Here is an 8,823-nt window from a genome sequence, read left to right as displayed (position 1 = left end):
CACGACCAGGCAGACGCCCACGGTCACGAGGGCGACGCTCCGGTCGAGGCGGTACGTGCTCACGCAGAGGGGGCGGGATTCGAACCCGCGGCTGACATTGCTGCCAGCGACCGCTTTCAAGGCGGTTCCGATCGGCCACTCCGGCACCCCTCCAGGCGCCGGTGTCACGCTCTCGCGCGCCACCGCACCGCCCCCGATTCTCGCATCACTTCAAGGCGGCGAGCCGGGGAGGCTCGATGCGCCGCTCCGACTCGACCGCCCGGGCGGCCCGCGACGAGCGGTCGCGGATGGCGAACCGGCGGGCCACCAGGCCGACCGCCAGGCCGAGAATACTCGAGTAGAGCGTCGACAAGGCGATGTACGACGGGAAGGCTCCGGGCGAGACGAGCGACGTCGTCAGCACGCCCGTGCCGATGACGGCGAACACGAGGATCCACCAGCCTTCGCGGTTGCGTGACCGCATCGAGACCCCGACGATCAACGCCGGGAACCCGATGAAGACCTCGACCGGACGGGGAACTCCACCGAAGGTCTGTCGCATCCAGATGACCAGCTCACTGATCGAATCGGTGATGAACTGCGCGCCATGGGCACGCACGAAGCTCGAGTAGGCGAGGACGAGCACGACCAGGACGGCGACGCCGGCCAGGACCGCGAGGTGCTGATGACCGAGACCGTGCAGGCCGGCGCCGAGGTTCCAGACCACCGTGATCGCGAGCCCGAGTGCGACCGTGAGCACAACGAGATTGAACCGTTGGTAGTTGACCGGGGCATTCCAGGCGGCGACAGCCACCGTGCCACTCAGCGCGACGACGATCGCGAGCACGTACTCGCGCACCGCCTCGAACACCGTGACGGCTGGTCGGGTGATCACGATGGCCCACACCGCGGCGAGCACGGCGGAGGCGGCGGCAGCGGCCGCCAGCAGCACGTTGGCCTCGCTCGCGACCGCCCCGACACCGAGCGCCGCGGCGAGGATCGACCAGATGCGCATGTGACCACCGACACGGTGGGTGAGCCCGACGCTGAAGACGATCAGCAGCAGGGCCGCACCCGGTCGCTCCGCGTCGATGGGCGTGTCGACGGCGACCACCGCGGTGCCTGCCGCCGCGGTGCCGACGATCCAGGCAAGAAGTACCACCAGCATCAGCAACCGCGCCGTGCGCGGCGACTTCAAGCGCGGTTCGCGAGTCGGGAGGTCGTAGTCCCGTCGCTTCCGGGTCTCTGCCCGTCGTCTCCCCGCCGTCGCGGTCATGCGTCGATCCTCCGGTTGGACAACGAGGGGTTGACGTCACGCGCCTTCGCGATGTCGGCGGGCTCGACCGACGCCTGCACCAGATCGTCACCGTCACCCGCCTCGCCCAGGACCGAGCCCCACGCGTCAACGATGAGGGAGTGTCCGGTGTACCGCTTTCCACCCTGCGCGGCGGCCGCGACGGCCACGGTGTTCTCGACGGCACGTGCGGTGAGCAGGGTGCGCCAGTGGTGCAGCTTGTGCTCCCCGGCGACCCAGGCAGACGGCACGACGAAGAGCTCGGCACCCGCGTCGACGAGCGAGCGACCCATCTCCGGGAACCGCAGGTCGTAGCAGGTCATCAGGCCGGTGCGAACGCCCTCGACGTCGATGGTGACGGGTCGGACGTCGCCGGCGCTCAGCCGCTCGGACTCCCGGTAGCCGAACGAGTCGTACAGGTGGATCTTGCGATAAGTGTCCAGCAGGGACCCGTCCGGGCCGGCCACCACGAGGGTGTTGAACGGCAGGTCGCCCCTACCGTCCGGCCCTGGGCGCTCGAACATCCCGGCGACGACGGTGGCACCGAGGCGTCGGGCCTGATCGACGATGGTGGCGACGAACGGCCCGTCGAGCGGTTCGGCCACTGCGGCGAGATCGTGGTCGATCGCCCCGAAGTCGTGCATCGTCGCCTCCGGCAGCACCACGAGGTCGAGGGAGCTGTCGAGGTCGCCGAGTCGGGCCCCGACGAGGTCTCGGTTGGCGGCCGAGTCGGTACTCGACGCCAGCTGCACCAGGGCGATACGCATGCCGACCATTCTCTCAGGTCACGGCTGAGAGGCCCCTTAACCGTGGGGTGGGTAGCGTTCCACGCATGCGTGCCATCGTCGTCAACGAGCCCGGTGGTGTCGATGCCCTCGAGGTCGTCGACCGTCCAGATCCCGAGCCCGGCCCGGGCGACGTGCTCATCCGCGTCGTCGCGGCCGGTGTGAACCGGGCCGACCTGATGCAACGTCAGGGCTTCTACCCGCCTCCGCCCGGCGCGAGCGACATCCTCGGCCTGGAGTGCTCTGGCGAGATCGCTGCCGTGGGTGCGGAGGTGACCGGCTTCGCCGTCGGAGACACCGTGTGCGCGCTGCTCACCGCCGGTGGCTACGCCGAGCTGGTGTCCGTGCCCGCGGGTCAGGTCGCCCCGGTGCCCGAGGGCCTCGATCTCGTCGACGCAGCGGGGGTGATGGAGACCGCCTGCACAGTGTGGTCGAACGTCGTCATGGTCGGCCGTCTCCAGCCGGGCGAGACACTGCTCGTGCACGGCGGTGGAAGCGGCATCGGCACGACGGCCATCCAGATCGCGACGGCGATCGGAGCTCGGGTCGTCACGACCGTCGGCAGCGAGGAGAAGGCGGCCGTGTGCCGTGAGCTCGGTGCCGACGTGGTCGTCAACTACCGCGAGCAGGACTTCGTCGATGTACTGCGCGACGACCCTCCCAACGTCATCCTCGACATCATCGGCGCGAAGTACCTGGCGTCGAACGTCTCCGTCCTCGCTCCGGGGGGACGACTGGTCGTGATCGGCTTGCAGGGCGGCACCAAGGCCGAGCTCAACATCGCCGCCCTTCAACGGAAGCGCGGCTCGGTCACAGCGACGACGCTGCGGTCCCGGCCGGCCGACGAGAAGGCCGACATCGTGGCCCCGACCGTCGAGAACGTCTGGCCGATGATCGCCGCCGGCAAGGTGCGGCCGATCGTGCACTCAAGGTTTCCCCTCGCCGACGTCGCGCAGGCTCACCAGGTCCTCGAGGAGTCGTCCCACGTCGGCAAGGTCCTGCTCACGATGTGACCGTAGGGTTGGTCGTATGACGGAACGTGAGTCCACCGAAGAGGAATCGGCCGAGGTCACTGCGACGGTCATCGGCCCCGACGGCCAGCCGGTCGAGGTGCCCGTGCCGAAGGAGCGCGAAGGCTCGCTGACCGACCTCGTCGAGCAGCCTGCAAAGGTCATGCGCATCGGCGGCATGATCCGTCAGCTGCTCGAGGAAGTGAAGAGCGCCCCACTCGATCGGGCCAGCCGCAACCGGCTGCGCGAGATCCACGAGCAGTCGATCACCGAGCTCGAGGACGGCCTCGCGCCCGAGCTCATCGAGGAGCTCGAGCGACTCAGCCTGCCGTTCGGCGACGACACACCCAGCGAGGGCGAGCTCCGCGTCGCCCAGGCGCAGCTCGTCGGGTGGCTCGAAGGTCTGTTCCACGGCATCCAGGCCGCGCTCTACGCCCAGCAGGTGCAGGCGCAGTCGCAGTTCCAGAACATGCGGCTGGCTCTACCCGCGCCAAACGACGGCAAAGGTGACGATTCGACTACTTCGGACCACGATTCGTCGTCTGGGGGGATGTACCTCTAGAATCGTCTGCGATGTGAACGGGAAGAGGGAGCCCATGACCATCGTGGAAACCACGATTCTGCCGCCGTGCGCTGATTCGCCGGAGGCATACCTGGACGAACGTCTACAGACGACGTCAATCAGCACGCTCAATACCGCCGAGAGGGAGAAGCTCCGTGCCGCGAGGGCAGCGGTTCACCGGCAGTGCGCCGGCTGTCCGTTGCTCGTCGAGTGCCTGTACCGCGCCGTAGTAGAGGTCGACGTATCCGGCTACGCCGCGTGCACCACCGAGGCCGAGCGAGCGCTCATCCGTGAGCGTCTCGGCATCGAGGTCGTCCAGTCGACGCTGACGCCATACGGTGCACCGCGTGTCGGCGGCGGCCCGGTGAGTCACGAGGCAGTGCTCACCGCGCGTCAGGCCTACCCGAAGGACACCTGCCAGCAGCTTGCCGAGCGACTGGGGTGCTCGACCTCCACGGTCAAGCGTCATCTGCGCCGCGACCGGGAGCAGCGCGCGGCCGAGGCCGCCCGTCCCGACCCGACCGCGCAGCAGAGCCTCCCCACGATCGACGAAGTGCTCGACGCCTTCGACTCGCTGGAGTCGTCACAGGTCGCCTGATCACGGATCAGGTCGTCAGGACACCTTCACGGTCACGGTCGCGGTGCTGGGAGCCGTCGTGCCGTCTCCGCCATAGGACACGGTCAGCGTGTGGGTACCCTTCGCAAGCTCGAGCCGCAGGGTCGCCCGGCCAGGTCGACCGATCGAGAGGTCGTTGCGCTTCAGCTTCCTCGAGCCCTCGTGGACCGTGACGAACCCGGCGGGCGTCGGCGCGTTGGACACCGAGACGACCACCCCGAGCACAGCCGTCCCCTGGCCCGTCTCCGGCGTGACCGTGAGGGTGGACGTCGCCCTCACCGTGTCAGTGGGCTTCGACGTCTTCGTCGTCGATGTGAGCGACTTCTTCGTCCCCTTCACCCTGAAGGTCAGCTGCCCGCCGAGATCGGTGCTGCGGACCTTGTAGCGGGTCGTGCCGCTGGCGACCACGTCGTCACCGCGCAACCACTCGTAGGTCAGCGCGACGCCGGAGGGGCCCCAGTCGCCGGTATCGGCCGTGAGGTACCTGCCGCGTCTTGGGTCCCCGGAGATGGTCGGTGTCGAGCCCTGGACGGCGCTCGGGTCATCCGGATCCTCCGGCGGTTTCGGTGGGGCCGCGCCGCCGGCCACCTTGGCCGTCGGCTCGGACGAGGCGGTGCGTGACGCGTAGCCCGACTTGGCGCCGGTGATGCTGATGCTCATCCGGTGGCCCACGTCATTCGTCGTGAGCTTGTAGGTGCGCTCGTCCGCGCCCTTGATGATGAATCCGTCGCGCAGCCACTGGTAGTCGAGGCTGACGCCGCTGGGCGTCCACGTGCCGGCCTTCGCGGTCAGCGTCTCGCCGACCTTTGGCGCGCCGTCGACCTTCGGCACCGGGCCGTTGATCGTGCTCTTGCCCTTGAAGTGGATGAACTGCGTCGGGTAGCCCCGCTCACCCTTGAACACCTTGAGCTTGCGGTACATGCCCTTGGGGTAGTAGCCGGGCCAGTTGTCCTCGCTGATGATCAGGTAGTTGGATCCGACCTGGTCGACGTAGACGATGTGCCGACGGCCGGGCCAAGCGCCGACCGCCCCGACCGTGGGCGTGCTGTCGACGCGGACGCCGTTCCGCTTGGCGTTCGGTGCCCAGGTGTCGGCATTGCCGAGCCGGTACGACGGCATCGGGACGCCGTCACGCTTCAGCCGGTAGGCCACGTAGTTGGTGCAGTTGTGGCCGCTGTACATGCGCCAATGCATGAAGTGCATGTTGGCGGCCCAGCCGCTGTCGCACTTCGCCACGTCCCTGGTGCTCACCCCGGAGCAGAGGACAGTCGCGCCGACGGCCGCCGTCGGAGCGACGGCGACGAGGGTGGCCGCGGCAAGGACTGCGCCGAGGAGCGACCCGATTCTGCGCCCGATGATGTGCACCGGGTCACCGTATCGAGAGATTCACTCCCGTATCACAAGAACGGGAAGTTTACTTTCGTCCCACGCCGCACACGGGTCACTTTTGTTCAGGTTTGGTGACCATCACGATGCCCAGGCACATCTCATCGGTGGTGCCCTCGCCCCAGACGACGTACCGCTCGGGAGCGTCCTCGAGCTCGGGAACCTCGTCGCGCAGAGCCTGATCGTGCCGACATCTGACCCGGAGGGTGTCGTCGGGCTTGATCTTCGCCGGCTTCGCGAGCGAGCGTGCCCCCTGGTCGTCGAAGTCCCAGACCGGGACGTCGAGCAGGACGCGTTCCCTCGCGGTGCCGGGGTTGAGCGTCACCGAGATCGACCGGCCGAGGAGATGCATGTGGCCGGCAACCGCCCGGACCGTGCCCGCTTCGCGGACCGTCCGGTCGCAGGTCTGCACCGGAGACGCCTCCGGCTTCCCGAAGCCGCCGCCGCACAGCAGATGCAGGCCGTTCACGGCTTGTGCCGCTTGTTCACCAAAGCGTTCCGTCACGTCGAACACGGCTTCGTCACGATCGCACAGTGGCCCCTTCTTGCCGGCCCGGCAGGCCAGCTCGACCGGAGCCGGCAGCAGCATCGTCTCCAGTGCGTCCAGATCGGCCGTTCCGGGTGCAAGGCGGAGCCGTGCGCTGCTGGTGTCGGGGCTGCTGCCCTCGAGAAGGTTGTAGTGGACCTGCATGATGATGCGGCTGCCGGCCTTGAGCGGCACGCCGATGTCGTCGGCCAGCATGCGTTCGCCACCGCCCGGCGCCCAGGCGCCCAGCCACGGGGCGCTGTCGAACTCACGCTCGGGGTCGGAGGCGACTCCGGCGTCGCCGAAGCACGTCCAGCCCTGACCCTTGACGGCTGCGTCTGCGGCCTTGGCCTCGGCGACCGCGTCGGGACCGACCCGGAACAGGATCACGTGGTGGACGACCTTGCGCTGCCCGGGAACCACGTTGATGCCGGTGACGAACGCATCCTTGGCGAGCGAGGGATCGAGCAGGAAGCAGCGGTAGTCGTCGGTGCCGGTGGTGGGTGCCTTCGGCGTGTAGGGCTCGGGCATCGCCAGGTCAAGGAACTTCTCGTCCGCCCGCAGCGGTGCGCCGGGTGGGGCCTCGGCGGTTGGTTGGTGCGACTCAGCCTCGGGCGTCGGCTTTGATGCGCGTTCAGTGTCGGGGCCACCGCACGACGTCAGCACGAGAGCACCGATCACGGCTGAGACGAGGAACCACGGATGGCGGGCACCCATGGCCGGAGCATATCCGCGGTGAGGGCCCTCCGGCGGCTACTTTTTCCGGCTGGCGAGAAAGGCGAGCATGGCCTCGCGTGCCTCGTCGCTGCCGAACAACCGGGCCGACAGCGTCGCCATCTCCTCGCCGAGCCCGTCGATCCGTGCCACGAGGTCGTGGTTGAGCAGCGCCTTGCACTCACGCAGCCCTTGCGGATAGCCCTTCACCAGGTCGTCGAGCACCGCCTGGACGGCGGGACCCAGGTCGTCATCGGGCACAGCACGGGTGACCAGACCCATCCGCTCCGCCTCCGCGGCCCCGAACGTGCGACCGGTGAGGAACACGTCCGACGCCTCGCGAGGAGCGAGCCTCGGCAGCAGGCTCAGGGAGATGACGGCAGCGGCCAGCCCGAGCCGCACCTCGGTGAGCGCGAAGGTGACCGATTCCGCGGCGACGACGATGTCCGCCGCCCCGACGATTCCCAGCCCGCCTGCGCGCACCGGCCCGCCGAGCTCGACGACCACCGGCTTCTCGGCGGTGGCGATCTGGCGTTGCAGGGCCACGATGGCGCGGGCGCCTTCTTCCATGCCGCCTTCGGCCGCCTCAGACAGGTCCGCGCCGGAGCAGAACACCCGTCCGGCCGAGCGGACGAGGACCACCTTGACGTCGGCGTCGGCGTCGGCTGTCACGAGATGCTCACCGAGCTCAGTGACCAGCTGACGGCTCAGCGCGTTGCGGTTGTGCTCGCTGTCGAGGGTCACCGTGGCGACCGCGTCCGCGACCTCGAGGTGGACGAGCTCATCCGTCATGCGTTGCCTTTCAGTAGGACTTCGGCAGGCCGAGGGAGAACTGGGCGATGAAGTTGAGGACCATCTCGCGGCTCACCGGGGCGATGCGCGACAGCCGCGAGCCGGCCAGCATCTGCACGAGACCGTACTCGTTGGCCAGTCCGTTGCCGCCGTGGGTCTGGATGGCGCGGTCGACGGCGTTGCACACGGCCTCTCCGGCCGCGTACTTCGCCATGTTCGCAGCCTCACCGGCACGCATGTGGTCGCCGGCGGCGTACAGCGCGGCGGCCTTCTGTGTCATCAGTCGTGCCATCTCGATCTCGATGTACGTCTGCGCCAGCGGGTGCGCGATCGCCTGGTGGGAGCCGATCGGTGCCTTCCAGACCTGGCGCTCCTTGGCGTACTCGGTCGCCTTCTCCAGCGCGAGACGGGCGGTACCGCAGGCGAACGCGGCCCCCATGATGCGCTCCGGGTTGAGCCCGGCGAAGAGCTGGTCGATGCCGGCGTCCTCGCTGCCGATCAGCGTGTCGTACGGCAGGCGGACGTCGTCGAAGAACAGCGTGAACTGCTTCTCCGGCGAGGTGAGGCCCATGTCGATCTCGTTGTAGGTGAAGCCCTCTGTGTCGGTCGGCACCAGGAACAGCGCCGGCTTGAGGTTGCCCGTCTTCGCGTCCTCGGTGCGCGCGACGACCAGCACCCGGCTGGCCTCGTCGACGCCGGAGATGTACGTCTTGGTGCCCTTGAGAATCCAGTCGTCGCCGTCTCGCGAGGCGGTCGTGATGATCTTGTGCGAGTTGGAGCCCGCGTCCGGTTCGGTGATGGAGAACGCGAACGTGGAGGTGCCGTCGGCGAGACCGGGCAGCCACGTCTTCTTCTGCTCGTCGGTGCCGTACTGAGCGATGATCGTGCCGACGATCGCCGGCGAGACGACCATGAGCAGCAGCGGGCTGCCGGCCGCGGCCAGCTCCTCGCACACCGCCGCGAGGTCGCCGATGTCGCCGCCGCCTCCGCCGTACTCCTCCGGCACGGCAACCCCGAGGTAGCCGAGCTTGCCGGCCTCCTGCCACAGCTCGGTGGTCTTGCGACCCTCCTTCGCGCACTGCTCGAAGTAGTCGCGGCCGTACTTGCGGCCGAGCTCGCCGACTGCCTTGCGGAGCGCCAGGCGCTCCTCTGTCTCGGT

9 protein-coding genes and 1 tRNA gene are annotated in these 8,823 nt (G+C 68.7%); 3 read left to right on the top strand and 7 right to left on the bottom strand.

Annotation, left to right across the window (positions count from 1 at the left end; translation table 11 throughout):
* Positions 1-64: 64 nt before the first annotated feature.
* The 3 genes from ACRDPN_RS01190 to ACRDPN_RS01180 form a co-directional block, all read right to left on the bottom strand.
* Positions 65-153, bottom strand: a tRNA-Ser gene (locus tag ACRDPN_RS01190).
* Positions 154-205: 52 nt separating this feature from the next.
* The gene (locus ACRDPN_RS01185; protein ID WP_431445497.1) at positions 206-1,255 is read right to left on the bottom strand and encodes a hypothetical protein; all 1,050 of its coding nucleotides are present in this window, start codon (positions 1,253-1,255) and stop codon (positions 206-208) included.
* Positions 1,252-2,040, bottom strand: coding sequence for a carbon-nitrogen hydrolase family protein (locus ACRDPN_RS01180; protein WP_431445496.1), 789 nt, complete (start codon positions 2,038-2,040; stop codon positions 1,252-1,254). The genes ACRDPN_RS01185 and ACRDPN_RS01180 overlap by 4 nt, the downstream gene beginning before the upstream one ends.
* Before the next feature lie 65 nt (positions 2,041-2,105).
* On the opposite strand from ACRDPN_RS01180, the gene ACRDPN_RS01175 reads away from it, so the two are divergent.
* From ACRDPN_RS01175 to ACRDPN_RS01165, 3 genes are read left to right on the top strand one after another with little or no spacing between them, the layout of a single operon-like run.
* Positions 2,106-3,071 carry an NAD(P)H-quinone oxidoreductase gene (locus ACRDPN_RS01175; RefSeq protein WP_431445495.1) on the top strand — a complete coding sequence of 322 codons (966 nt, stop codon included), beginning with the start codon at positions 2,106-2,108 and terminating at the stop codon, positions 3,069-3,071.
* 16 nt (positions 3,072-3,087) lie between these two features.
* Positions 3,088-3,630 carry a bacterial proteasome activator family protein gene (locus ACRDPN_RS01170; protein ID WP_431445494.1) on the top strand — a complete coding sequence of 181 codons (543 nt, stop codon included), beginning with the start codon at positions 3,088-3,090 and terminating at the stop codon, positions 3,628-3,630.
* A gap of 34 nt (positions 3,631-3,664) precedes the next feature.
* On the top strand, positions 3,665-4,228 hold the full coding sequence (locus tag ACRDPN_RS01165) for a WhiB family transcriptional regulator (protein ID WP_431445493.1): 564 nt from the start codon (positions 3,665-3,667) through the stop codon (positions 4,226-4,228).
* A 15-nt stretch (positions 4,229-4,243) separates the two neighbouring features.
* Here ACRDPN_RS01165 and ACRDPN_RS01160 read toward each other — a convergent pair whose 3' ends face one another.
* From ACRDPN_RS01160 to ACRDPN_RS01145, 4 genes are all read right to left on the bottom strand, one after another.
* Positions 4,244-5,611 (bottom strand): CHAP domain-containing protein, encoded by a 1,368-nt coding sequence (locus tag ACRDPN_RS01160; RefSeq protein ID WP_431445492.1) that lies wholly within the window; start codon positions 5,609-5,611, stop codon positions 4,244-4,246.
* A 76-nt stretch (positions 5,612-5,687) separates the two neighbouring features.
* Positions 5,688-6,875 (bottom strand): hypothetical protein, encoded by a 1,188-nt coding sequence (locus ACRDPN_RS01155; protein ID WP_431445491.1) that lies wholly within the window; start codon positions 6,873-6,875, stop codon positions 5,688-5,690.
* Between the two features lie 36 nt (positions 6,876-6,911).
* Complete coding sequence (locus ACRDPN_RS01150; RefSeq protein WP_431445490.1) at positions 6,912-7,664, bottom strand: enoyl-CoA hydratase-related protein; 753 nt, start codon at positions 7,662-7,664, stop codon at positions 6,912-6,914.
* A 10-nt stretch (positions 7,665-7,674) separates the two neighbouring features.
* On the bottom strand, positions 7,675-8,823 hold a 1,149-nt coding region (locus tag ACRDPN_RS01145; protein ID WP_431445489.1), incomplete at its 5' end, for an acyl-CoA dehydrogenase family protein.

It is taken from the genome of Aeromicrobium sp. (genome assembly GCF_050700635.1).
Classification (GTDB): domain Bacteria; phylum Actinomycetota; class Actinomycetes; order Propionibacteriales; family Nocardioidaceae; genus Aeromicrobium.
Note: the sequence above shows the minus strand (reverse complement) of the source record. Positions and strands in the feature narration are given on the sequence as shown.